A 25,387-nucleotide genomic window follows, 5' to 3' on the forward strand; every position below is an offset into this window, starting at 1 on the left:
TTTTAAGAACAATCCGTTGAAATCTGGATACTTTTAACATGTCCTGATTTTGGCATAATAACTATTATTCTGCTTTTCAAATCAGGTGTAATGAAATGGAACTACAAACGCTTCCCGGATTGTTTATTTCCCATGGCTCGCCCATGCTTGCACTTGATCCGGAACAGGTGGGACCTGCTCTACACCGTTTAGGTATAAATCTGCCTATACCAAAAGCCATTATCGTGATGTCTGCGCACTGGGAAAGTAAAGCACTTGAAGTGAGCATTTCCACTCGTCCTGAAACGTGGCATGACTTCCGCGGATTTCCTAAAGAGTTATATGAAATTCGCTATAGTGCACCAGGCCAACCAGAACTTGCAGAAGAAATCTTAAAATTATTGGCAGATGCTCACTTTGTTGCACATGCCAATAGTACACGTCCTCGTGATCATGGTGTATGGATGCCTCTATTACATATGTATCCTGATGCAGACATTCCCGTGGTTGAAATTTCTTTGCCATCAAATTTAAGTGCGCAAGAAATTTATCGTATAGGACAAACACTGGCCCCTTTACGTGACAAACAAATTTTACTCATTGGTTCGGGAAGTATTACTCATAATCTTGCAGAGTTATCTTGGCAAGGAGACCACTCTAAAGTTCCTGAATGGGCATCGACGTTTAGAAATACAGTGGTTAATAAGCTTTCACATCAAGATTATGATGGTGTATTGGAATGGCAATCATTGCCTTATGTAAAACGCAATCACCCTAGCCTTGAACATTTTGCACCTTTGTTCTTTACTATGGGTACAGGCAATCGTTTTACGATTGTTCATAGTAGCTTCACAATGGGTTCATTAGGAATGGACATTTATCGTTTTGATTAATTATTAGCAAATACCCCGTTTTCCGGGGTATACCATTATTTTTGTTGAAATTTCGAATAATTTACAAACTTATACATTTTAAAAACCGAAACAATCAAATGTTTACATTTTCTTTTTTTAAGAATGTTTTAAGCTTATTACTGTTGTTTTTTTACTTGAAGTTTTTAAATGAAAATTAAATATTTAATTCTTGCGTTGTTACCTTTTTCTTTGATGGCATGTCAAACAGTTACTAATACTCCTGCTCCAATTGTATCTGAGCAACAACAAAACCTTGCAACCACTTTGAGTGAATATGCATGGACTTATCAAAATGTAAAAGCTTCTAAATCACTTATTCTTAACTTTAATGCAGATGGTAAATTAGCAATCAATACAGGTTGTAATGGCCAAGGCGGTACTTGGAAAGTTGAAGGTAACCAACTTGTTACTTCGAATCTTGTTTCAACGATGATGGCTTGCCAAGATGATTTAATGAAACAAGAGCAACTTTCTACTAGCATCTTTAATGAAGCAAAATTACCAATTGAAGTTAGCAACACTAATGGTCAGGTGATTTTAACGGTGACAGATAAAACTGGTCAAAAACATATTTTCCAAGGTCAAAAAGCAGTTAATACTCAAGCTTTAACAGATTACTCTTGGTCATATCAGCCTGAAAATACAAAAAAACCAATCGTTCTTAACTTTACAAATGATCGTCTATCTATCGCAACAGGTTGTAACCGCCAAGGAACAACTTGGAAAGTTGAAAATAATACGATTGTAACAGCTGACGTAATGTCGACGATGATGGCATGTGAACCTGCTTTAATGAAACAGGAACAGTTCTCTAGTAGCCTCTTCCAAAAACGTGCAATTCCATTTGAACTCAATACTACAAATGTTGATCAACCAACATTGACAGTGTCTGATGCTCAAGGCCAAAAATATACCTTTACTGGTAAAATGACACCTGAAGCAAAATATCAATCTGAAGGAAAAACAGTTTTCCTAGAAGTTGCTCCAGAAACTAAATCTTGTACGGGTGTTGCACCACAAACTTGTATGCAAGTTCGTGAAATTAAATATGATGACAAAGGCGTTAAAACTTACGCTGATAAAAACTGGTCATTATATTACGGTCAAATCGAAGGTTTTGAACATAAACCAGATCAACGCGTAATTTTGCGCGTAAAACGTTTTGAAGTGAAAAATCCAGCTGCAGACCAATCTAGTCAAGCAGATGTATTAGATATGGTTGTAGAACAAGAGTTAGTTAAAAAACCTAAAAAATAAGTTTTTAGACTAAAAAATCCGATGCTTATGCATCGGATTTTTTTATTTCTATATTTTAATAGATGCCTTGTGCAAGCATCGCATCAGCAACTTTTACAAAGCCAGCAATATTGGCACCATCGACATAGTTAACAGTACCGTCTTCTTTGGTACCATATCTTACACAGTTAGCATGAATACTTTTCATAATTGCATGTAGACGCTCATCGACTTCAGCATGTGTCCAGCTTAAACGAATTGCATTCTGAGACATTTCTAAACCAGATGTTGCTACACCACCCGCATTTGAAGCTTTTCCTGGTGCATACAAAATTTTAGCTTCGATAAAGCGTTCAACTGCTTCAAGTGTAGATGGCATATTAGCCCCTTCAGCTACACAAACTACACCATTTGCAATAAGCATTTTAGCATCTTCACCTGTTAATTCATTTTGTGTAGCACACGGTAAAGCAATATCAACAGGAATATGCCAAGGTGTTTTTCCTTCAAAATATTCAAAACCATGCTTAGAAGCAAACTCGGAAATACGACCACGTTTAATATTTTTCAGTTCCATGACTTCAGCAAGTAACTCATCTGTAAAACCATTTTTTACATAAACTGTGCCGTTAGAGTCAGATAAAGTAACCACTTTTGCCCCTAAGAACATGGCCTTCTCTGCTGCATATTGAGCAACGTTACCAGAACCTGAAACTGAAACAGTTTTACCGGCAAAAGATTGCCCACGTGCTTTTAGCATTTCTTCTGCAAAATAAACCGTACCATAGCCTGTAGCTTCTGGACGCATTAAGCTACCACCAAATGAAATGCCCTTACCAGTAAAAACACAAGCAGTGTCGTTACTCAGCTTTTTCATCATGCCCGCCATATAACCGACTTCACGTGCACCCACGCCAATGTCACCCGCAGGGATATCCGTATTTGATCCTAAATGACGATAAAGCTCAATCATGAGCGCCTGACAGAATCGCATAATTTCAGCATCAGATTTGCCTTTAGGATCGAAATCTGAACCACCTTTACCACCGCCCATTGGTAAGGTAGTAAGTGAATTTTTAAAAGTCTGCTCAAAACCTAAAAATTTTAAAATAGATAGGTTGACCGATGGATGGAAACGCATACCACCTTTGAATGGACCAATTGCTGAATTGTATTGAACGCGGAAAGCACGGTTAACTTGAGTCTGGCCTTGATCATCCATCCACGAAACGCGAAATTGAATCACACGTTCTGGCTCAACCAAACGTTCTAGCAATCCCTGCTCTGCATATTCTGGATTTTTTTCAATAAATGGCCACAAACTTGTCATCACTTCTTCGACAGCTTGCAAGAACTCAGGTTGATGCGGATCACGCGCTTGCACGTAATTCAGGAATTCATTCAGATTGTTGTATTTCAATGCACGGTCCTCAGCATAGTAATGAATTAAATTGGTGCAATACATTTTTAAATGCATCATTTAGCAGCAAAATATTAAATCCCTTTCCATCAATTTTAACAATACTTATTTTAAATTATTTTATTTACCTTAATTATCAAAAAGTTATTTTTAGAAAAACTACTTAAAAATAAGAAATATTAATTTATCTTTTCATTTTTATTGATCTATTATTGTGCAATATTGGCTACATTTTAGGTCAATCAAAAAGCCAATAAATTCGTTAAAATCCATTGACCTTACTTAGGTTTTTCTTCATTATCGCATCGTTTTAACCAAGCTATTTGCCCACTATGAATTCATCTATTTCTCTCATACGCGAGATTGATGCGTTATTACCACAGACTCAGTGTGGTTTATGTGGACATCGTGATGGATGTCTACCCTACGCAAAGTCGATTGCTGAAGGTGAAGAAGCAAATAAATGTGTTCCAGGTGGCCAACCTGTAGCCGATGCACTCGCAAATCTATTAAATCGCCCTGTGTTAACCGCTGAAACTAGCGTATGGCCTGTACAAGCCGATGGCCGCCCACAGCGAATGAAAGCAATTATTCGTGAGGATGAATGTATTGGTTGCACCAAGTGTATTAGTGCTTGCCCTGTAGATGCTATTATTGGAAGTGGTAAGCTGATGCATACCATTTTGACGGATTTATGTACGGGCTGTGAGTTATGCATTCCACCTTGTCCAGTCGATTGTATTGATCTGGTCGAAGACACCCAAGCATTACCAAATGAACAACAGCGTCTTGCTGAACAAAATGACTTAAGACAACGTTATTACGCACACATTCAACGAGAAGAAAAGCGTCGTACTCACCGTAAAGGGCCGGTAGTACGTGCTGAAATTGATACCCAATTATTTGCTCAGTTTTCTCAGGCACTTGATGAAGTACCATCAATTGAACTCATCGAGAAACCCAAAGAAGTTGTATCGACTGATGCGAAAACTACAATTGAGTTAGCGAAAATTCGTACACAAATTAAGAAACTGGAAAAACAGCTCAGTGTTCGTGAAGATGCCAAAAAGCGTCTTCAACTTGAAGAACTACAACAGCAACTCATGCAATTACAGGAGGTCTGAATGGCCGTCAAGAATATGACGAAAAAGCAGATTCAAATTTTCTTTGAACGTCTTCGCGAACAACGACCTTCACCTCAAACCGAATTAAAATATTCCTCTCCATTTGAGCTACTTATTGCAGTTATGTTGTCAGCTCAAGCGACCGACGTAAGTGTTAATAAAGCAACAGATAAGCTCTACCCTGTGGCGAATACCGCCGAAAAAATCTATAACTTAGGCGTAGATGGGTTAAAAGAATATATCAAGACAATTGGCCTCTATAACGCAAAAGCCGAAAATGTCATTAAGACCTGTAAGATTTTAATGGAGCAGTTTAACGGCGAAGTGCCAAGCAACAGAAAAGACTTAGAAGCTTTACCGGGCGTCGGGCGTAAAACGGCCAACGTGGTTTTAAATACGGCATTCGGACAACCAACTATGGCTGTCGACACCCATATTTTCCGTGTGGGGAATCGAACCGGTTTAGCAATAGGTAAAAATGTCCTTGAGGTTGAGCACCGTTTAGTAAAGGTCATTCCTAAAGAATTTATTATAGATGCACACCACTGGCTAATATTACATGGTCGTTACTGTTGTATTGCCCGTAAACCTAAATGTGCGGAATGTGTAGTTGCAGATGTCTGTAACTGGCCTGATCGCTTTGAATTTGGTGCACAAAAGCAAATTGCCATTAAAAATATTGAAGCTTAAAAATATGGTTGGGTATAGGGATCATACCCAATCAAACTTACTTTAGACGCTTTTTCTCATTGCGCTCTTCTTTTGCTTGTTTTTGTACCTGTCTTAGCATTTTGTAGCTTTGAAAAGCCAAAAATATTAATAGTGCTAGACTCAGCAATACCACCAAAATCAATATGACTTTCATATTGTTCTCCTGCACTTAAGGAAAGAAAAGAGCCCTCACAAAGAGGGCTCATTATCACAAACAATATTAAATTATTTGTCTAAGATGTTGAACAAATCTTTTTGTACATCTTCAATTGTACGCAAACCATCAAGCTTGTCATAAGTTGGCGCATTTTCACCAGAAGCAGCACGACCTTGGTAGAAACCAACCAATTGCTCTGTTTCAGTGTGATAAGACGCTAAACGCTTACGGATTGTTTCTTCTTGGTCATCTGGACGCTGAACAAGGTCTTCACCAGTTTCATCATCTTTACCTTCCACTTTAGGTGGATTGTATACAGTGTGATAAACACGACCAGAAGCTGGATGTTGACGACGACCAGAAAGACGCTTTACGATTTCTTCATCAGGAACATCAATTTCAATCACGTGATCGATGCTAATCCCTTCTTTTTCCAGAGCTTCAGCTTGTGGAATAGTACGTGGGAAACCATCGAAAATGCAGCCATTTGCACAGTCAGGTTGAGCAATACGTTCTTTTACTAAACCGATAATAAGTTCATCTGAAACCAAACCACCAGATTCCATTACACTTTTAGCTTTTAGACCTAATTCAGTACCTTCACGAATCGCAGCACGGAGCATATCACCGGTTGAAATTTGTGGGACATTGTAGCGCTTACAGATCAACTGAGCCTGAGTCCCTTTGCCTGCTCCAGGTGGTCCGAGTAAAATAATGCGCATAAAAAACATCCTCATTTAAAACAATGAATATGAAGTCCGGCAGAAAAAGTCTCGTTAATCTTCAATAGATCCTGCCTGACATCGAATTATAAGAAAGCCACAAACAAATGTATTGTACCAGCAATAAATCCGGTTACCCCACCTAGTACAATAAGAATCCATTCATCCTCCTGAAATGCAGGACGCAATAAATTCTGAAATTCTTTTGGTGTCAGTTCGCGAATACGCTCTTTAAACATTTGAAAAATCTTCTGTGCCCGGCTTGCGTTCAGTGCTGGGTCACATACGGGTCCCATCGTAATTTCAATTGAACGATCAATCAAGTCCGTCTTTAATCTTGCGTACTCTCTTGGCCCTAAAGAAAGCTGTAAAGAGGTGCGAACTAATGGTGTTTCCATGATTTCGTTAATATGACGCTTGACAATACGACGGGTTTTATCTTTACGCGGCCCATACATCATTTCGGTCATAATTGATTTTAACGTAATCAGATCTTCTGTAACCACGCTAGAAAACACATCTGAGACTTCCTCTTGACGCTTCATAAAAGCACCTTGGACATTATAGGTCCCAATTCGAAGAACTGGTACAATCCATGGAAACTTACGATCTTTTGTTAATCTAAAAATCTGCGGGTAACGAATATAATGCGGTTCAATTGGGTTAAATACCATCCAGATTGCGATCCAGTTAGTTAAAAAGCCCCAAATTGCAGCCCAAAATGGTACTGTCCAGTGCCATGGTACGACAAACCAAACCACCATTTGAAAAATACCAAAAAACATTCCAATTAGTGCACTAATATGCCAAATAAAGTTAATTTCTTTTTGACCAACCTTTAAGAACATACGTACCATTAAACGGCGATCACCTTCCATCTGGCTCACCACCATTTCACGCATGTTAACCAGTGACTCAACGTTCATGGTCAGCTCAGTCACTAATTCTTTTAACACACCCGGCAATTGTTTATGTGCTTGAGCATAAATACGGCGTTTAATTGAATAGGGTAAGTTTTCCCAAAGTACAGCATTACGGTCGATCATGACTTCATCAATCAGATGTTCAAGTTCAAAACCAACTTGTTCACCAATAATGCGTGCCATATCTTCAGGATCCATTGCTTCTAAAAATTCACGCAATGAACCTAATTTAGATAAAGTGTTATCGGTAATAATACCTGAGATACGTCCTGCTTTACGTGGCACGATACCTTGCCAACCTACTGGCAATGGCCCTAAATGGAATCCCCAAAATTTAATTGGGTAAAATACCATTTTTAAAGCCATCCACACATGTGCCCATGTGACAAAAGCCGTTACGGGAATAATACTCAAAACGGCCCAAAAATCAGGTCTGTGTAAAAAGATCTGCCACAATCCACTGACGTACTCTAACATGTAAGACTCTCGTATTTATTTGTGCTCTGCTTATGGCGAGTTAACGATAAACTGCTTTGTTTTATAAACCAAAACTTAGAGAATAAGAAAATTGAATTTGTGGTTTAGTATCTGCGGCAACATTTCCGTTCTGGTCAGTTAATTTTTCAGCCGCACCGATACCCACACTAAAAGTGCTAATTCTTTCCGAATTTAACCACACATAGGCTAAATCAACACCCGCACCTAAACGGGATTTAAAATCACCATCGACTTCTTTACTATCAAGATGCCCAGCATAGAAACCGATATAGTAACCATTTTTGTCTGTGCCAGTAAGATAATAAGGATATCTAAAACCGACTTGTCCACCGGCAGTTTTGTCACCATTCAAAAATGCACCGGCTTTTGCATAAGCAATCCCATACGGGTTTACCCATTCACCATTAAGATGTAATAATTTTTGAGTAACTCCGGCACCCACATTCCAAGTAGAGGCTTTATGATCTGCTAATTTTGCTTCTGGAAGAAACGAATAGTCTTGAGCATGGGCCCAATTACTTACCGTCAAAACTGCAAGTAAGGGATAAATTTTTCTCATTATTTTCTCCATTTTCCCTAATCGTATGGTGAGAACAACCCTATTCTATTGAATGAGAGACTTTAACAGAATTATTTTGCTTCTTATATACAAGTATCTAGAATTTTGTTGTCTGCAAAGTCAAAAAGTATCTTATTAAAATGCAATGAAACTTTGAAAATTATGCAATATTTTAAACGCTCTTGCGTTAGAATAAGCAGCTATTTTTCTTACCCTATGTCATTAAGTCGATCCTTATGAAGCAGCACTTTCCTTTAAAAGATATCCAGCAAGAAAAGCGCATTTATCGAGGTCGTATCTTTTTTGCCGTAGGGATTGTGACCATCTGCTTATTAGTCTTAATTAGCCGATACGCTTATCTGCAAATTTTCCACTACGACGAATTCTCAACTGCATCCGACAAAAACCGAATTCGCTTGCAGCCACTTCCACCTGCTCGTGGTTATATCTATGACAGAAATGGTGTCTTACTAGCAGATAACTACCCTGTTTTTACAGCGACTTTAAGTAAAACAGACGTAGAAGATGTTGATAGTGTGGTTGAACAACTACAACCTATTTTGGATTTAACACAAGAAGATATTGACCGTTTTAAAAGTCGTATAAAAACTGCCCGCAAAACTGAACGTGTGGCAATTAAACTTAATTTGACTGAAGCAAATATTGCCAAATTTAGTGAAGCTAAATATAAATTTCCGGGTGTAAGAATTGAGACACAAATGACCCGTTATTATCCACATGGTGAATTATTTGCTCATGTGATTGGTTATGTCGGGCGTATCAACGATAAAGAATTAAAAAGTATTGATAAAGACTTATATGCTGGAACCAACCTGATTGGAAAGATTGGTGTTGAAAGAAGCTATGAAGATTTACTGCATGGTACACCGGGTTATGAATCTGTTGAGGCAGATGCCCATAGCAACGTATTACGCCATTTAGGCCGTAAAGATCCTACTCGCGGTAATGACCTCTATTTATCTTTAGATTACGGTTTACAAGTTGTCGCATCTCAACAGCTTGCAGGTCGTCGTGGGGCTATTGTCGCCATTGACCCTCGTACAGGTGAAATTCTAGCATTAGTATCTAGCCCAAGCTTCAACCCTAATTTGTTTGTGACAGGAATTAGCCATACTGACTATAGTTCACTGCGTGATAATTTAGATCAACCGCTTTATAACCGAGCTGTACAGGGTGTATATCCGCCCGGCTCTACCATTAAGCCAATGGAAGCTATGGGTGGTTTACACTACGGCATAGTGGACTGGTCAACGGCAATTTCTGACCCCGGTTATTTCCATCTACCAGGTGATTCACATAAATTCCGTGACTGGAAAAAATCTGGTCATGGCATCGTGAACATGCATAAAGCCATTATTATGTCATGTGATACCTATTTTTATATTCTTGCCCATCAAATGGGTATTGATCAAATGAACCAATGGATGCGTCAATTCGGGTTTGGTCAAAAAACAGGTGTCGACTTACCAAGTGAAAGTGAAGGTCTTTATCCAAATCCTGAATGGAAAATGCGTACGCGTAAAGCGAAATGGATGAAGGGTGAAACTATTTCAGTCAGTATTGGTCAAGGTGCGTTTACAGCCACTCCGATACAACTTGCCATGGCAACTGCAATTACGGCAAACCATGGTTCCCATGTTACGCCTCATGTTTTACGCGCAACTCATGGTGCAAAACCATTTACTGTGCGTAATGCACCTGATGGGAAAATTAACTTTAACGGAACCGACGAAGATTGGATTCAAATGCGCGATGCCATGATTGATGTAATTCAGTCAGGTACTGGTAGAGGTATTCGCACTCCTCTATATCAAATTGCAGGAAAAACAGGAACAGCACAGGTTAAAAGTATTGCGCAAGGTAAACGTTATAACGAAGCAGCCTTGAGCGAACGTCAGCTTGACCATGGTTTATTTGTTGGATTTGCCCCTGCTGATAAACCTGAAATTGCGATTGCCGTGATTTGGGAGAACGGCCGTCATGGTGGTTCTGCTGCACAACTTGCACGACCTGTATTTGATTACTGGCTATTAACGCGTAAGAAAAACCCGATTCGTCCAGCAAATCATCAAGTCAATGGTGGACTAATGACAGCAGGAATTAAACCTGGTGAACTGCCAAGCGGTGGGGAAAGTTCTAGTCCAGCACCAGTGACTTCAAACAAGCCTGCAGCATCAACAGCACAAGCGACTCCTGCTCGTCCGGCTACCAATGAGGTCGATGAATAATGAAAAATCAATTACGCATTATTGGAGGCGAATGGAAAAGACGAGTACTTCCCTTCGCTAGCATTGATGGTTTACGTCCAACTCCGGATAGAGTACGTGAAACTCTGTTTAACTGGCTCATGTGGGATATCCAAAATGCTCAGGTTCTCGACATTTGTACAGGCTCTGGTGCATTAGGTTTTGAGGCATTGTCACGCGGGGCTGCTTCGGTTTATATGATTGAACCCGATAAGACGCAGGCAAAATTTTTAAAAGATAATATTGAACTCTTAAAAGCCCAAAACTGTCATTTGATTAATGCAACTGCTCAACAAGCTTTACCGCGTTTAAAAGAACAGTTTGATGTGGTTTTTTTAGATCCACCTTATAGCTTTGATTTATGGCAAGAGCTATCTAACTTGGCCGAGCCATATATTAAAAAAAATGGATATATTTATGTTGAAGCTGACCGAGATTTATCTCAGCTTCATCTTCCTACAACATGGCAACAGGTTAAAACAACAAAAGCTGGTACAGTTCACGCAGGGCTTTACCAAAAAATAAACCAATAAAAAGGTAGCGTTAAGCTACCTTTTTCGCTAAAAGCTTTAATTAACTCAAACCAATCACTGCAACAACTGCTGCACAGGCACCAACAATTTTTTTGCCATATGGCACATATCGTGTAAGCGCAGCACCCAATGCTAATCCCCCACAATAAATTAAAGCCATAGCTGAAATCATACCAATTACTAATGCAACGATATGGCCTGAGTGTGCTAACTCAACCCCATGAGCAATACCGTGAAAGCTTGCAAGTAATGCCGCCGCTACAGGTAAAACCTTATTCGATTTTGTCCATAATGCAATTGTTGTAACCACTAAAGAAGCCACAATACCGTATTCAGCAACATTTGCAGGTACTAAACCTTGAGCACCTACTAAGAACCCTACAATTAAGGTCACGCTTAAAGTAATAACTCCAGCAATTTTCCACTGCTTAGCTGCTGACCACAATAAGACACCGAAACCTAAGGCCATGACTAAATGATCTAAGCCAGTAAAGGGATGAATAAAGCCTGCCATGAATCCTGAATGTACGTGATCATGTCCTGGATGGGCCATTGCAAGTGCTGGCAATAAAGCAAGTAACCCTATGCCCCATTTTTTTATGAAGTTCATAATGTCTCCTTAAGCTTTAAACAGCCCTTGTTTCTCAATAAATTGGATAATTTCTTCAAGACCATCTTGTGTTTTCATGTTTGAAAATAAGAATGGCTTTTCTCCGCGCATGCGTTTTGCATCTTGATCCATCACATCAAGATTTGCACCTACCATTGGCGCAAGGTCAGTTTTATTAATAATGAGTAAATCTGACTTGGTAATACCCGGCCCACCTTTACGAGGAATTTTTTCACCACCAGCCACATCAATCACATATAAAGTTAAATCAGAAAGTTCAGGGCTAAATGTCGCTGCCAAATTATCACCACCACTTTCAATGATAATGAGCTCTAATCCTTCGAATTTTTCACACAAATCATCAATTGCAGCCAAGTTAATTGAAGCATCTTCACGAATAGCTGTGTGCGGGCAACCACCAGTTTCTACCCCCACAATACGATCTGGTGACATCGCCTCATTACGGGTTAAGAAGTTTGAATCTTCTTTGGTGTAAATATCATTTGTCACCACAGCCATATTGTATTTATTACGCAAGGCTAAACATAAATTAAGTGTAAGTGCTGTTTTACCCGAACCTACTGGTCCGCCAATTCCAACTCGTAATGGACTACGCTCTGTCATGATTTTATCCTTTTTTTCCTAAACTTAAGATCTGAATAACCGTGAATATTGTGTTTCGTGTTTCATGCTCAGCATGGCATAACGAGGTAAAGCACTGCTCAATTGCTCATCTTTGAGTTTCAAAGCTTTCTCTACCGCCTGCGGAACCAAACCATGCAAATGCCATAAAATTCTTTGTCCAGCCATTTGGCCCAATGGGACAGTTTTTACTGCTGCTAAAACCTGATTTTCTAACACAGTAAAGGTATAAGCCGTAAGTACATCCATGTCGTTGAGTTCGAGTCGGCCACAGAGCTGTGCATAGACAGGCACAAAACCAAACTGCTTTTTAACCTCAACTGTTTTCTTTAAAACATCTTTAATCCATGCATTTAAAGAAAATGCTAATTGCTGAGTTTCAGCGAGCAGCTCTTTACTTTCTCGGCTGGCCTTATACAAATTTGCCCAAACCAAGAACTCTTCTAAGTCATCATGATGCTGCATGAGACGCTTTAATGTAGGCAACTCAAACCTCACCAACAGCATCTCAAGTACTTCTTCAAAGTAAGCAATCGCCGAGGTTTCATCATGTATTAAGCCAATATCAATGGCTGTTTCTACACCTTGTGAATAGCAATACGCTCCAACTGGCAATGCCGTAGAAGACAGTGTCAGTAATTGAAGTAATTGTGCGGCACTATGAATGGACATGGTGCAAAGCTTTAATTGGGCTTAAACGATGGTCATGACTATGCTGTGCATAGGCACCGCTTTCAGGTTCAAACGGATAATCAGTTTCTGTCACCGTAAGTCCTAGACCTTCTACCATTTCTGCAAGCACATGATCAGGCTCAAAATACAAAGCTGTTGGTGTCAGCATTAATGGCACATGTCTATTACCTAAGTGATAGGCAGCTTTAAGCAAATCAAAATCGGTTTGAGCAGTGACTTGCATTAAACGCTCAGGCTTGGCATCAACACGCAATACATCACCTTCTTGCGTTGCAATATATGAGCCACTACGCAAAATACCAGTACGCGGTAAGTCAGCACCAATATCTACGCCACTTGTTAAAGCTGCCCGAAACCGTGATTTTTGACGTGTATCAAAAGTCAGTTCAACCGTTTCAAATGTCTGATCAGGGGAAATATCTTCAAGACGTTGGGTATAGATTTTCATTTAATTTCACTTTCCTTATTTGTTTCTTTCACATCTAAAGTCATGAGGAAAATTACCTCGATGAAACTCATCAAAATAAGAAATAGCGCTGAGCCATGGGTAACACATTAGCAGGTTCACACGTTAGTAATTCACCATCTGCCCGCACCTCGTAAGTCTCAGGATGAACCTGCATAACAGGACAATATGTGTTGTGTTTCATATCAGCTTTGCTAATGGCGCGGGTGTTTTTACATGGGCTAATTAACTTTTTAAGATTTAATTTTTCAGCAACTTTTTCATTGATTGCTGCTTGGGATAAAAAGGTAATACAGGTGTTATGTACACCACGAGGATAGGCGCCAAACATTGGACGATAATGCACAGGTTGAGGTGTCGGAATTGAAGCATTAATGTCACCCATCGGTGCCGCTGCAATCATGCCTCCTTTAATAATCATGGAAGGTTTCACGCCAAAAAAGGCAGGCTTCCATAACACCAAATCAGCAAGTTTCCCAACTTCAATCGAACCGATTTCATGACTTAAACCATGGGTAATGGCTGGGTTAATTGTATATTTGGCAATGTAGCGTTTAACGCGATTATTATCATGGAACTCATTGTCACCCTCTAAAGGGCCACGTTGAATTTTCATTTTATGAGCAGTTTGCCAAGTACGTATAATCACTTCACCCACACGGCCCATCGCCTGAGAGTCAGAGGACATCATGGCAATCGCGCCTAAATCTTGCAAAATATCTTCAGCAGCAATGGTTTCACGGCGAATACGGCTTTCCGCAAAAGCGATATCTTCAGCAATTGCCGGGTCTAAATGATGGCAAACCATGAGCATATCTAAATGCTCATCAATGGTATTAATCGTATAAGGGCGTGTTGGATTAGTAGAAGACGGTAATACATTACTTTGTCCAATCGCTTTTAAAATGTCAGGTGCATGTCCACCCCCAGCGCCTTCGGTATGGTATGTATGAATTGTACGATCTTTAAATGCAGCTAGAGTTTCTTCTAAAAAACCGCTTTCATTTAAAGTATCTGTATGAATTGCCACCTGCACATCAAACTCGTCTGCCACACTCAAGCAGTTATCAATAGCTGCTGGGGTTGAGCCCCAATCTTCATGTAGTTTTAACCCGATTACCCCAGCTTTAATTTGCTCACGAATTGGGTCTGGCAAACTCAAATTACCTTTGCCCAATAGGCCAATATTCATAGGTAAATCATCAATGGCTTGCAACATGGTTGCAATATGCCAAGGCCCAGGAGTTACTGTCGTTGCCGAAGTTCCTGCCGCAGGTCCCGTACCGCCACCGACCATTGTTGTTGTACCCGACATAAGTGCAGTTTCAACTTGCTGCGGGCAAATCCAGTGAATATGAGTATCAATACCACCCGCTGTTAAAATTTGCCCTTCACCTGCAATCACTTCTGTTGCAGCGCCTAAAGGGATGGTAATGTCAGGTTGAATATCGGGATTTCCAGCTTTTCCTATTTTCCAGATGCGACCATTTTTTAAACCAACATCCGCCTTTACAATCCCCCACCAATCCACAATTAAAGCATTGGTAATGACCGTGTCAGCAACTTCATCAGCTAAAAGTTGAGATTGTCCCATTCCATCACGAATGACTTTGCCACCGCCAAATTTAACTTCTTCACCATAGGTCGTTAAGTCTTGCTCAACCTCAATAAAAAGCTCTGTATCAGCCAAGCGAATACGATCACCAACCGTTGGACCAAACATCTCAGCATATGCACGACGTGACATTTTCATAACTTATTACTCATCTCTTTCATTATCATTGTTATGTCTAGTCCAGCTTGCCCATGACTCGGCCTGCAAAACCATATACTTCTCGTTTACCCGCTAAAGCAACAAGTTCTACTTCCCGACTTTGTCCCGGTTCAAAACGTATTGCTGTGCCTGCCGCGATATTTAATCGAAAGCCTTTCGCCATTTCGCGATCAAACTGTAATGCATCATTTGCTTCATAAAAATGAAAATGCGACCCTACCTGAATGGGCCGATCGCCAATGTTGGCAACTACAACTTTTAAAATTTGACGTCCAACATTCAATTCAATATCAGCATCTGGAGTAATGATTTCACCGGGAACCATAAACGCTCCTTTTATACGATTGGTTGATGAACAGTGACTAATTTTGAACCATCAGGAAAAGTTGCCTCGACCTGAACCTCGGCAATCATTTCTGGCACACCATCCATCACATCTTCACGCTTTAATAAAGTTGTTCCGTAATGCATTAAGTCACTCACCGTCATGCCATCCCGCGCGCCTTCCAGTAGAGCAGCAGAAATAAAAGCTATCGCTTCCGGATAATTCAGTTTCAAGCCACGAGCTTTACGACGCTCAGCCACTAAACCAGCGGTAAAAATAAGTAATTTATCTTTCTCTGTTGGATTGAGTTCCATATCTCTTTCCTAAATTGCATTTATATTCTTTAAGCAAAATGCATGCTCAAAAGCAGCATACATGTTTTAACTGTTTTTAAAATACGCAATTTAACGTAACTTAGGTTTTCCAAATCCTTGGAAATTCTTCATCTAAATCAAACCAATAACGTCTTAATCTCGCTCTTATAGCTGCAAAAGCATCATGACAATGACGAACATCATTTCCCAAGAAACGCGCACAAACCACATCGTCTAATAGTGTTGAAGTTACAGGTGCTTGCATACGCATCATTAATTCACGAATGAGTTCGAGCTGTTGTTCTAAATAAAATGAAGATCGATATTGCTCAGGTGGCACAGCCCAGAAGCTTCCCATCACGGCTTGATTATTCATACCTAAACATGAACGAAGCCAGCGATCTTCACCTTCAAAAAACAGTGTGTCCGCGACCAATAATTTTTGCTCTCGCCACAATTTAAATTGGTTGTGGTAGCTTCCCTGCACAAAACGCTCAGCACGTGCCTGCCGCCCTAGTACCAACATATCCCATCCAATAAAACTGGCAGCATGGTCAAGATGAATATGAGTTTCTGAGTGTGCTAGAGCCCCATCAAATAACATAGATTCCTGCGGAACCCACTCCAAAATAGACTGATCTCGTACATGAAGATGAATATGTTGAAAGGCTTGTTTTCCATTGGTTTTGTACCATTTTCCCGCACCTGGAGTCGTTACTACCGCATGAGCTTGATCTTTGGTTTCGATTTGAAAAGTAAGATGATCTCCCCCAGCAATGCCTGCGGGTGGATGTACAATAATGGCATGGCATATACCTGTTTTTTCAGGCCAGAGCATTTTTTGCACCCTTACAGGGCCATAATGCTTTCTATGATTCATTATGGTGCGTGAATTTTCAAAACAAAATCCGAGCTCTAATTGCGCATACCAAAATGGTGCTAAAGAGTTTTTTGAAAACGTTTGTACCTGATTCATTCTGGTTCATATGTTCAAAATAAGTGCTTAAACTTATAAGCAAAATACGCACCAAATATAAAAATAAGCCAAATGATAAAATTAGATACAATTTTTCAATTTTAATGAGTTAAAAAATCATCAATGTCTAACATAAAACCACAGTAACTCATGGAATTATTTATACAATAGCGCCCACCGTTGCTTCCATACTTGCTCTCCATGAAACTTTTTTTCGTGTTAACGCCACTTGTCTTTTTAACTGGGTGTATTTTTGGCCAATCTAGTGAGGTCAAACGTGCAGAGAAAATTCTGCATAATTTTGAATGTAAAAATGTTGAGACAAGCCAGATTGCAACAAGTTCTATTAATTCTTATTACCAACAATCTTTGGCGGTAAGCAAAGAAAAAGCGACCTCATATGTAGAGAGCTACAAGAATGGTGAAGAACTATTCGACATGCCATTAGATGAAGTTTTAAAACAACAATATCAACTTTATAAATCAGCTTGTGATTCTCTGGGGGGAGTTTCTTCTCAACCTTAATATATACGGGTATCCATTAATCTTTTTTGTGGATACCTTGTTTTTCTTTTTAATTACTATTTTTGATCAAAAATTACTCACCTTACCTTTTATTATAATTAAATTACATACTTAAACTTTTATTTAGCTCTTATATTTCATAGCCTGTTTACTTGTTTTTTATTTATTTTCCGAGGTTTAGATCATCATGAAAAAAACATTATTATCAGTAGCACTCTTAAGTATCCTTCTTGCAGCTTGTAGCAAAAATGAAAATAAAGCCGACACGACTCAAGCATCTGCTCCTGCACAAACGACCGAAGCAAATAACAATGCTGTAGATAGCGCACACACAGCGGAAAACTCACTCGATTGGGACGGTACATATAAAGGTACTCTTCCATGTGCAGACTGTGAAGGTATTAAAACTGAATTAGAACTTAAAGATGATAAAACCTATGAGCTGACTGAAACTTATATTGGTAAAGGTGATACGAACCCATTTGAAACCCATGGTACCTTTACTTTCGACAAAGATAATACGTCAATCATTACCTTAGATGATAAAGGTCAAAACCGTAAATTCTTTATTGGTGAAAATACTGCAACTGCTTTAGACATGGAAGGTAAGAAAGTTGAAGGCTCTTTAGCTGAACACTATGTTTTGAAAAAATAATTTTTAATAATTAAAAAACCCGCTCAAATGAGCGGGTTTTTTGATGAATCAATTCTTAGTGAGCAGCGAATTGGTTCATTGTGTTTTTAGCATCGTCATGCGCTTTAAGAGCGTTGTCACCAGAGAAGATTTCTTTGTGATCATCACCGATGTCAGAACCCGCCATTGCTTGGTGTTTAACACAAGCGATGCCACCGCGGATTTCTTTACGTTGTACGCCAGCAACATAAGCCAACATACCTTCAGAACCGAAGTAACCTTGTGCAAGCTCATGAGTAGAAAGAGCTGCAGTGTGGTAAGTCGGAAGTGTGATCAAGTGATGGAACACACCTGCTTCGCGAGAAGCATCTGCTTGGAAAGTACGGATCTTGTCATCAGCATCAGCAGCTAATTCAGTGTTGTCATATTCAGCACTCATTAATTTAGCGCGGTCATATGCAGAAACGTCTTTACCTTCAGCAACCCAACGGTCGTAAGCTTGTTGACGGAAGTTTAAAGTCCAGTTGAATGATGGGCTGTTGTTATAAACAAGCTTAGCATTTGGAACAACTTCTTTAACACGGTTAACCATGTGTGCGATTTCTTCTACGTTTGGAGTCGCAGTTTCGATCCAAAGAAGGTCAGCACCATTTTGAAGGCTAGATACACAGTCAAGTACAACACGGTCAATTTGAGTGTCAGCACGGAACTGATATAAACCAGAAGGTAAACGCTTAGGACGGTGTAATTTACCATCACGCTTGATTAAGATTTCATCTTCTTGAGCATCAGCGATGTCAATTTCTTGAGTATCTAAGTAGCTGATGTATTGAGAAGCAATGTCACCTGGCTCTTTAACCACTGGGATTTTTTGAGTCAAGTCAGCGCCTTCAGAGTCAGTACGTGCAACAATGATACCTTCTTCAAGACCCATTTCTAAGAATGCATAACGTAATGCATGGATCTTAGCGATGAAGTCTTCATGTGGAACAGTTACTTTACCAGCTTGGTGACCACATTGTTTAGCATCAGATACTTGGTTTTCGATTTGAAGCGCACAAGCACCAGCTTCGATCATTTTCTTAGCAAGTAAGTAAGTTGCTTCTTCGTTACCGAAACCAGCATCGATGTCCGCAATAATTGGCACAACGTGAGTTTCAAAGTTGTCAATTTGAGCTGTGATTTCAGCTGCTTTAGCAGTATCACCAGCTTCTTGTGCTTTTTTAAGTGCACGGAATAAATCGTTTAATTCTTTTGCGTCAGCTTGACGTAAGAAAGTATAGATTTCTTCGATCAATGCAGGAACAGAAGTTTTCTCGTGCATAGATTGGTCAGGAAGTGGACCAAATTCAGAACGAAGAGCAGCAACCATCCAACCAGAAAGGTAGATATAACGTTTGCTTGTAGTACCGAAATATTTTTTGTTCGCAATCATTTTTTGTTGTGCGATGAAACCATGCCAGCAACCTAATGATTGAGTGTATTTGCTTGAGTCAGCATCGTATTCAGCCATATCACGACGCATAATCGCAGCTGTATACTTAGCAATATCTAAACCAGTTTTGAAACGGTTTTGAAGTTGCATACGAGCAGCATCTTCTGGGCTAATGTCTGCCCAAGTGTTGCCGAATTTTGCTTTTAATTGACGTACTGCATCAATCGCTGTTTGATATGTAGTCATGATATTGTCCTGTATTCATTTTAGGATTTCATCGATCGAAGCCTAGAGTCACGTTACTTAAATTTCTTATGACACCAGCTGCTTCATCATGAGCACAGCTTAGACTTAGCCAATCAATTAATCCAATATCCTTTGTTAATCTTCAGTATTTATTTAAAAAATATACCAATAAATCGATATTATAGATAAAACTAAAAACCTTAACACTCTGTTTATAAAAATAAAATTATCCTAAAGGAGTATAGAGTTTTATTCTAAAAACTTAGTAAGTCTTATTTTTATACAATTTTTGGAGATTTTCCACTCATTTTTAAATCTAAAAGTCAATTGTAAATTAGGCTATTTTTGCCAATGTAAAAAGTCAATTGATATGCTAGAAATTGAAGATATCTTCATAAATAAAGTGAATTTATATTTACTCGTCTTGAAATAAGGCAAATACAATAAACATATGGCCTTAAAGCCCTTCTCTTTCCTACTTAATTCCTACAAAAAATGTCGCTTTTCTCATCATTTTTTCACACAATAGTTATTAAATATGGCATAATTTGAAACAATTTCAGGGTTTTATTTTCGGTATTTTTTTTATGAATCTGGAGCGAGTAGATCTTAATCTATTAATATATCTTGATGTACTTCTTCGTGAAAAAAATGTTACACGCGCAGCCGAACAGCTTGGGGTAACTCAGCCTGCAATGAGTAATATTTTACGTCGTTTACGTAATTTATTTAATGATCCGCTTCTTATTCGTTCTTCTGAAGGGATGACTCCAACAGAACGTGCACTTGAATTACAACCTCGTATTCGTGATGCCCTTTCTGATCTTTCCATGATTTTGGAACCCCGTACCGAATTCCGCCCTTATACAAGTAATCGCGTTTTCCGCATTATGACATCTGACTATGCCGAGGCAACTTTAGTTCCGCGCCTTGTCAAAGCTCTACGCTCTGAAGCTCCAAATGTTGTACTCGACTTTCTTACACCAAGTGATGTGTCTTACAGAGACATGGAACAAGGTAAAGTTGATCTTGCGATTAATAGATTTAATGAAATACCGCAAAGTTTCCACCAAGTTTTAGTTTGGCGTGATAGTTTCAGCTGTATTCTTAACGACAAACACCCTGCTGTAACTCATTTGAACCTAAAAAGTTATTTAGATGCACAACATATCTGGGTTTCTAAAACAGGTATGGGTGTAGGTTTTGGTGTAAATCCAGACAAACAAGGCGGTTTAGGCTGGATTGATCAGGCATTAGAACGTATTGGTCAACGTCGTAAAATTTCTGTATTTACCCGTCACTACCAAATGCCAGCATTACTTGCTCAAAATGTTGACTTGATTGCCACCCTTCCAACTCGGATGGCGCGCCTACAAACTCAAAATCCTAAACTGGTTATAAAGGATCCTCCTTTTTATATTCCAGAATTTGAACTCAAAATGGCTTGGTGTCCGTTATTACATCATCATCCTGCTCATCGCTGGTTGCGTCAACTTATTTTATTTGTTGCTCGTCAAATGATTGAAGAAGAAAACCGTGAATTTCTAACCAACAATTCACAATTTTCTCACTATTAAATAAATTTTAATTTAATTGTCGATTTTAGACATTATCTTCAAGCGCTGAGCAATCAATCTGATTACCTCAGCGCTTTTTTGTGTTAAAACATAGTCATAATAATGATGAACCTCGGGTGATTTGTGAGTCTCTTTCAAAATATCATTATCATCGCACTGCTCATCATCGCAGCAGGCTTTTTATCTTTAACTGAAATTGCCTTGGCTGGCGCCAGAAAAGTAAAGTTAAAAATTTTAGCCGAAGCTGGCGAAGAACGTGCCCAACAAGTACTTGATCTACAAGAACAATCTGCTGACTTTTTTGCAGCTTCTCAAATTGGCCTAAATGCTGTTGCAATTTTAGGCGGTATTTTAGGTGAAGCTGCTTTTCGTCCCTTTTTTGTCACATTAGTTGACCGTTTTTATGAAGGTCCTTGGACACAGACCATTGGTTTTGCCCTCTCCTTCACCTTAGTAACTTCTCTATTTATTTTATTCGCCGATCTCATGCCAAAGCGCCTGGCCATGATTGCACCTGAAAAAATTGCGATTAGCGTTATCAACCCAATTCAAGTTTTTATTAAGGTGTGTAAGCCCTTAGCTTGGGGAATAAATGCAATTGCTAACCTGCTATTTCGTTTATTTAAAGTGAATACAACACGAGAAGATAATATTACTTTTGATGATATTTCAGCAGTTATGGATGCAGGTGCACAAGCTGGCGTACTTCAAAAACAAGAACATCACTTTATTGAGAACGTTTTTGAACTAGAAGAACGTACTGTACCGTCAAGCATGACTACACGCGAAAACGTCGTTTATTTCACCTTAAATGAACATGAAGACAGTATTCGTCAAAAATTAGCAGAATATCCTTATTCAAAATTTTTAGTATGTAATGAAAATATTGATCAGGTCATTGGTTATGTTGATGCTAAAGATTTCTTGGTGCGCATTTTAAACAATCAATCTCCAACACAATTGAATGAAACAACCATTCGTAATGTCCTGATGATTCCTGACACCCTAACTCTCTCGGAATTACTTGATCGTTTCCGCTCTACAAAAGAGAAATTTGCGGTAGTCATAAATGAATATGCACTCGTTGTAGGAGTAATCACCTTGAGTGACATTATGATTACAGTTATGGGGGATTGGGTTACCCCTATCGAAGAAGAGCAACAAATCATTAAACGTGATAATAACTCTTGGTTAATTGATGGCAGCACACCGATTGATGACCTAAGACATGCACTTGAAATTGATGAAATGCCTGATGAAGAAAATTACGAGACGCTGGCAGGGTTCATGATGTATCGTTTACGCAAAATTCCACGCCCAGCAGATTTTGTGGAATTTGGTGGATATAAATTTGAAGTTGTCGATGTTGACCATTTTAAAATTGACCAACTCCTTGTTACTCGAATTTTAGAACAAGCCGAAGTACACTCATCAATTGATGAAAATTAAGTTATATTAATTTAAATACCCCATAATTTTAGATGGGGTATTTTTTCAATCTAAATAAATTTTTTAAATATATGTAATAATTATTTTAGATCCATCTATTCAGTTTGCTCTTTTAATTTAAAAGTATTATTATTTTATTTAACACTCTTATTAAAGCTTAAATACTGAAAAATAATAGAATAATCTATATATCTCAATGACTACAAAAAGATTAAGTCCCCTTTACATTGTAAATAAGCTTATATATCTTGACTTGAAGTCTAGTTTTAAATGGTTCTTCTTCTCATTTCACTCATCAAAACATATATAATTAAAAAAAATGCCATATAATTTTTATTTTTATATTACCTTTATATCATTTTATAATAGTATTTATTTATTATAGTACCACTATAACGTTAATATATATGTTCAGTATTTCGCCTATATATACCCTTTTAAATGAATATATATTAACCAAATAAACTAAATATATTATTTGTCTTTTTAATAAAAATTAATAAGAATAACCAAGGTCAGAGTTTTGAATAAACTTGTTCAGTAAAACTATAGGCAAAGGATTGATTGTATGCTGACATTACTTGGTGTTGGCATGATTTTGTGCTTCATGTACTTAATCATGTCCAAACGTTTAAGCCCTATTATTGCTTTAATTCTCATCCCATTTATTTTTTCTCTCATTGCCTGGGGCCTAGGTCATTATTTTGAAAGTTTGAGTCATATTGAACTCAAAGGCCTCAGTGAGATGATGCTCGATGGCATCAAAAAATTAGCGCCAACTGGCGTAATGCTTTTATTCGCAATTTTATATTTTGCCTTAATGATCGATGCAGGTCTCTTCGATCCACCAGTCAAATGGATTTTGAAAAAAGTTAAAGGTGATCCTTTAAAAATTACATTAGGAACCGTGTTCTTAACCACCATGGTTTCTTTAGATGGTGATGGTTCAACCACCTATATGATTTGTGTGGCAGCAATGCTTCCACTTTATCAACGTTTAGGCATGAACACCCTGATCATGACAGCTCTTATGCTACTCTGTAGTGGTGTGATGAACTTAACGCCATGGGGTGGTCCGACTGCTCGTGCTGCGAGTGCCCTTCAAGTTGATCCGAGTCATATTTTCGTGCCGATGATCCTTCCTATGGTCATTAGTATTGGCTGGTTATTCTTCTTGGCATACCTATATGGTCGCTATGAACAAAAACGTTTAGGTGTGATTGAGCTTGAAACTCATCATGGTGACAATATTACAGTATCTAAAGATCCTGAAGCGACGCGCCCGCATTTACGTAAAGTGAATATGGTGTTGACCATTATTCTCATGATTGCATTAATCAAAGGCATTTTGCCGATGTCAGTGTTATTCATGCTAGCGTTCTGTATTGCAATGCTCATTAACTACCCTAATGTTGATATGCAGAAAAAACGTATTGCAATGCATGCAGATAGCGTTTTAGCTGTGGTAGGCTTAATTTTCGCTGCAGGTATTTTCACAGGTATTTTATCTGGTACAGGTATGGTTGAGGCGATGTCTAAAGAGTTCGTCGCAATGATTCCTCCAAGCATGGGTCCATACCTTGCACCGATCACTGCTTTAGTCAGCATGCCATTGACCTTCTTTATGTCAAATGATGCATTCTTCTATGGTGTACTACCAATTCTTGCTGAAGCTGCTTCACATTATGGTATTAGTGCAGAAGCGATTGCTCGTGCATCAATTGTAGGTCAACCTGTACACTTGCTATCACCTCTTGTTCCATCAACCTATTTGTTATGTGGTCTTGCTAAAGTCGATTTTGCCGACCATCAAAAGTTCACTTTAAAGTGGGCATTCATAACTTGTATGGTATTAATGGGTACTGCTTTAGTGATTGGCGTTTTCCCACTCTTTAGTACGCTTTAATTATTCATATGCAATAAAAAGCCCCAAACGGGGCTTTTTTTATTTCTGTACATATTCAATTAAGTGATCTAACACAATGTGAAAATGCAAGGTAATGTCTTCTTCTAAAATTTTATAAGCATTATCAAACTGAACCATTGGCCAACCTTCTTTCCAAAATGGAAAAATATTGTGTAGACCTTCAGTCACGATCGCATCTTCACGACTAATCGCTTGAGCAACTTGAGCTAAAACCTGAGCAGTTTCTGCACCATCAATAGCTAAATAATCAATACCACGTGCTTTAAAAATACGGATACGGTCTTTTTTATAACGAATCTTTTTCGCCTGACCTGAATTCAAGCCTAATGCCAGCGTAGCAGCTTCTACAAACTTTTCTTCAAAGTTTGCATTCAATGCAACTAAAGCCTGTTTATGTGCTTCTTGACGCCCAGCTTTCCCCCCATTACGGATAATCTCATTTGCTTCCGTATCCAGCTTATCTTTTTTCATAGACTGTAAAATGTCTAAAATTTCGATATCGCTTAAAGATTCAGGAGATTGCTCAATCATGGGAGTCCTAATACACAAAAATAAAAAAACATTGTCTCATAAAAGCGATATCAAAGCAGAATAAAATTTTAAATAGCCTATTATCTTGACTATTTTTATAGTCCTAACTTCATAGACTACACTCATAAAATCAAATAATTCCTTGGTTATAATTTTAATTATTTGCCAAATTAATTTTACCCTGATAATATTATTTTACCCCGATAAAAACATACAGCTA

At 38.6% G+C, this 25,387-nt stretch carries 26 protein-coding genes; 11 read left to right on the plus strand and 15 right to left on the minus strand.

The features are described from left to right. Positions 1-95 precede the first annotated feature (95 nt). Positions 96-872 carry a DODA-type extradiol aromatic ring-opening family dioxygenase gene (locus POD11_RS02215; protein ID WP_262456164.1) on the plus strand — a complete coding sequence of 259 codons (777 nt, stop codon included), beginning with the start codon at positions 96-98 and terminating at the stop codon, positions 870-872. A gap of 168 nt (positions 873-1,040) precedes the next feature. Further along, positions 1,041-2,150: an META and DUF4377 domain-containing protein gene (locus POD11_RS02220; protein ID WP_262456166.1), complete on the plus strand. Its 1,110-nt coding sequence runs from the start codon at positions 1,041-1,043 to the stop codon at positions 2,148-2,150. Positions 2,151-2,205: 55 nt separating this feature from the next. Here the strand turns inward: POD11_RS02220 and gdhA are convergent, their stop codons facing one another. Further along, the gene (gene gdhA / locus POD11_RS02225; protein ID WP_262456167.1) at positions 2,206-3,609 is read right to left on the minus strand and encodes an NADP-specific glutamate dehydrogenase; all 1,404 of its coding nucleotides are present in this window, start codon (positions 3,607-3,609) and stop codon (positions 2,206-2,208) included. A 272-nt stretch (positions 3,610-3,881) separates the two neighbouring features. Here gdhA and POD11_RS02230 point away from each other — a divergent pair, with 272 nt between their 5' ends. Together POD11_RS02230 and nth are read left to right on the plus strand one after the other, a co-directional pair. Beyond that, complete coding sequence (locus tag POD11_RS02230) at positions 3,882-4,673, plus strand: RnfABCDGE type electron transport complex subunit B (RefSeq protein ID WP_262456169.1); 792 nt, start codon at positions 3,882-3,884, stop codon at positions 4,671-4,673. Then, the gene (gene nth / locus POD11_RS02235; protein WP_016141877.1) at positions 4,674-5,363 is read left to right on the plus strand and encodes an endonuclease III; all 690 of its coding nucleotides are present in this window, start codon (positions 4,674-4,676) and stop codon (positions 5,361-5,363) included. It begins immediately after the preceding gene. Positions 5,364-5,400: 37 nt separating this feature from the next. Here the strand turns inward: nth and POD11_RS02240 are convergent, their stop codons facing one another. From POD11_RS02240 to POD11_RS02255, 4 genes are all read right to left on the minus strand, one after another. Next, positions 5,401-5,538 carry a hypothetical protein gene (locus POD11_RS02240; protein ID WP_334311806.1) on the minus strand — a complete coding sequence of 46 codons (138 nt, stop codon included), beginning with the start codon at positions 5,536-5,538 and terminating at the stop codon, positions 5,401-5,403. A 71-nt stretch (positions 5,539-5,609) separates the two neighbouring features. After that, positions 5,610-6,263, minus strand: coding sequence for an adenylate kinase (adk, locus tag POD11_RS02245; RefSeq protein ID WP_002117671.1), 654 nt, complete (start codon positions 6,261-6,263; stop codon positions 5,610-5,612). 86 nt (positions 6,264-6,349) lie between these two features. Then, positions 6,350-7,663 carry a hypothetical protein gene (locus POD11_RS02250; protein WP_016141879.1) on the minus strand — a complete coding sequence of 438 codons (1,314 nt, stop codon included), beginning with the start codon at positions 7,661-7,663 and terminating at the stop codon, positions 6,350-6,352. Positions 7,664-7,724: 61 nt separating this feature from the next. Continuing rightward, positions 7,725-8,243, minus strand: a complete 519-nt coding sequence (locus POD11_RS02255; protein WP_032054884.1) for a hypothetical protein — start codon at positions 8,241-8,243, stop codon at positions 7,725-7,727. Positions 8,244-8,479: 236 nt separating this feature from the next. Between POD11_RS02255 and mrdA the strand changes: the two genes are divergently transcribed. Beyond that, complete coding sequence (gene mrdA / locus POD11_RS02260) at positions 8,480-10,492, plus strand: penicillin-binding protein 2 (protein WP_262456171.1); 2,013 nt, start codon at positions 8,480-8,482, stop codon at positions 10,490-10,492. Then, positions 10,492-11,043 (plus strand): 16S rRNA (guanine(966)-N(2))-methyltransferase RsmD, encoded by a 552-nt coding sequence (rsmD, locus tag POD11_RS02265; protein ID WP_262456172.1) that lies wholly within the window; start codon positions 10,492-10,494, stop codon positions 11,041-11,043. Before mrdA ends, rsmD begins: the two co-directional genes overlap by 1 nt. A 40-nt stretch (positions 11,044-11,083) precedes the next feature. Here the strand turns inward: rsmD and POD11_RS02270 are convergent, their stop codons facing one another. The 8 genes from POD11_RS02270 to POD11_RS02305 all read right to left on the minus strand — a co-directional run bounded on the left by POD11_RS02270 (position 11,084) and on the right by POD11_RS02305 (position 16,843). Continuing rightward, on the minus strand, positions 11,084-11,653 hold the full coding sequence (locus POD11_RS02270) for a HupE/UreJ family protein (RefSeq protein ID WP_262456173.1): 570 nt from the start codon (positions 11,651-11,653) through the stop codon (positions 11,084-11,086). Between the two features lie 9 nt (positions 11,654-11,662). After that, complete coding sequence (ureG, locus tag POD11_RS02275; RefSeq protein ID WP_002117800.1) at positions 11,663-12,277, minus strand: urease accessory protein UreG; 615 nt, start codon at positions 12,275-12,277, stop codon at positions 11,663-11,665. A gap of 24 nt (positions 12,278-12,301) precedes the next feature. After that, positions 12,302-12,967, minus strand: a complete 666-nt coding sequence (locus tag POD11_RS02280) for an urease accessory protein UreF (protein ID WP_262456174.1) — start codon at positions 12,965-12,967, stop codon at positions 12,302-12,304. Next, a complete protein-coding gene (ureE, locus tag POD11_RS02285; RefSeq protein WP_016141885.1) occupies positions 12,954-13,436 on the minus strand; it encodes an urease accessory protein UreE in 483 nt (160 codons plus the stop codon). The genes POD11_RS02280 and ureE overlap by 14 nt, the downstream gene beginning before the upstream one ends. A 70-nt stretch (positions 13,437-13,506) precedes the next feature. After that, positions 13,507-15,207, minus strand: coding sequence for an urease subunit alpha (gene ureC, locus POD11_RS02290; protein ID WP_262456176.1), 1,701 nt, complete (start codon positions 15,205-15,207; stop codon positions 13,507-13,509). Positions 15,208-15,244: 37 nt separating this feature from the next. After that, the gene (locus POD11_RS02295; protein ID WP_239975568.1) at positions 15,245-15,553 is read right to left on the minus strand and encodes an urease subunit beta; all 309 of its coding nucleotides are present in this window, start codon (positions 15,551-15,553) and stop codon (positions 15,245-15,247) included. Positions 15,554-15,564: 11 nt separating this feature from the next. Continuing rightward, on the minus strand, positions 15,565-15,867 hold the full coding sequence (gene ureA / locus POD11_RS02300; RefSeq protein WP_002117495.1) for an urease subunit gamma: 303 nt from the start codon (positions 15,865-15,867) through the stop codon (positions 15,565-15,567). A gap of 100 nt (positions 15,868-15,967) precedes the next feature. Beyond that, positions 15,968-16,843 carry an urease accessory protein UreD gene (locus POD11_RS02305; protein ID WP_262456179.1) on the minus strand — a complete coding sequence of 292 codons (876 nt, stop codon included), beginning with the start codon at positions 16,841-16,843 and terminating at the stop codon, positions 15,968-15,970. A 201-nt stretch (positions 16,844-17,044) separates the two neighbouring features. On the opposite strand from POD11_RS02305, the gene POD11_RS02310 reads away from it, so the two are divergent. Both POD11_RS02310 and POD11_RS02315 read left to right on the plus strand, forming a co-directional pair. Continuing rightward, positions 17,045-17,368 carry a hypothetical protein gene (locus POD11_RS02310; RefSeq protein ID WP_005070594.1) on the plus strand — a complete coding sequence of 108 codons (324 nt, stop codon included), beginning with the start codon at positions 17,045-17,047 and terminating at the stop codon, positions 17,366-17,368. A 187-nt stretch (positions 17,369-17,555) separates the two neighbouring features. After that, a complete protein-coding gene (locus POD11_RS02315) occupies positions 17,556-18,023 on the plus strand; it encodes a copper resistance protein NlpE (RefSeq protein ID WP_239968435.1) in 468 nt (155 codons plus the stop codon). A 55-nt stretch (positions 18,024-18,078) separates the two neighbouring features. On the opposite strand, the gene POD11_RS02320 is transcribed toward POD11_RS02315, so the two are convergent. Beyond that, the gene (locus tag POD11_RS02320; RefSeq protein WP_002117581.1) at positions 18,079-19,683 is read right to left on the minus strand and encodes an isocitrate lyase; all 1,605 of its coding nucleotides are present in this window, start codon (positions 19,681-19,683) and stop codon (positions 18,079-18,081) included. A gap of 587 nt (positions 19,684-20,270) precedes the next feature. On the opposite strand from POD11_RS02320, the gene POD11_RS02325 reads away from it, so the two are divergent. The 3 genes from POD11_RS02325 to POD11_RS02335 all read left to right on the plus strand — a co-directional run bounded on the left by POD11_RS02325 (position 20,271) and on the right by POD11_RS02335 (position 24,615). Continuing rightward, a complete protein-coding gene (locus POD11_RS02325; protein ID WP_004703082.1) occupies positions 20,271-21,260 on the plus strand; it encodes a LysR family transcriptional regulator in 990 nt (329 codons plus the stop codon). Between the two features lie 123 nt (positions 21,261-21,383). Beyond that, on the plus strand, positions 21,384-22,709 hold the full coding sequence (locus POD11_RS02330; RefSeq protein ID WP_239968434.1) for a hemolysin family protein: 1,326 nt from the start codon (positions 21,384-21,386) through the stop codon (positions 22,707-22,709). Between the two features lie 568 nt (positions 22,710-23,277). After that, the gene (locus POD11_RS02335; RefSeq protein ID WP_016141893.1) at positions 23,278-24,615 is read left to right on the plus strand and encodes a CitMHS family transporter; all 1,338 of its coding nucleotides are present in this window, start codon (positions 23,278-23,280) and stop codon (positions 24,613-24,615) included. Between the two features lie 39 nt (positions 24,616-24,654). Here POD11_RS02335 and POD11_RS02340 read toward each other — a convergent pair whose 3' ends face one another. After that, positions 24,655-25,167 carry a hypothetical protein gene (locus POD11_RS02340; protein ID WP_016141894.1) on the minus strand — a complete coding sequence of 171 codons (513 nt, stop codon included), beginning with the start codon at positions 25,165-25,167 and terminating at the stop codon, positions 24,655-24,657. Positions 25,168-25,387: the final 220 nt, after the last annotated feature.

The sequence above is a fragment of the Acinetobacter sp. P1(2023) genome (assembly GCF_028367635.1).
Classification (GTDB): Bacteria; Pseudomonadota; Gammaproteobacteria; order Pseudomonadales; family Moraxellaceae; genus Acinetobacter; species Acinetobacter pittii_E.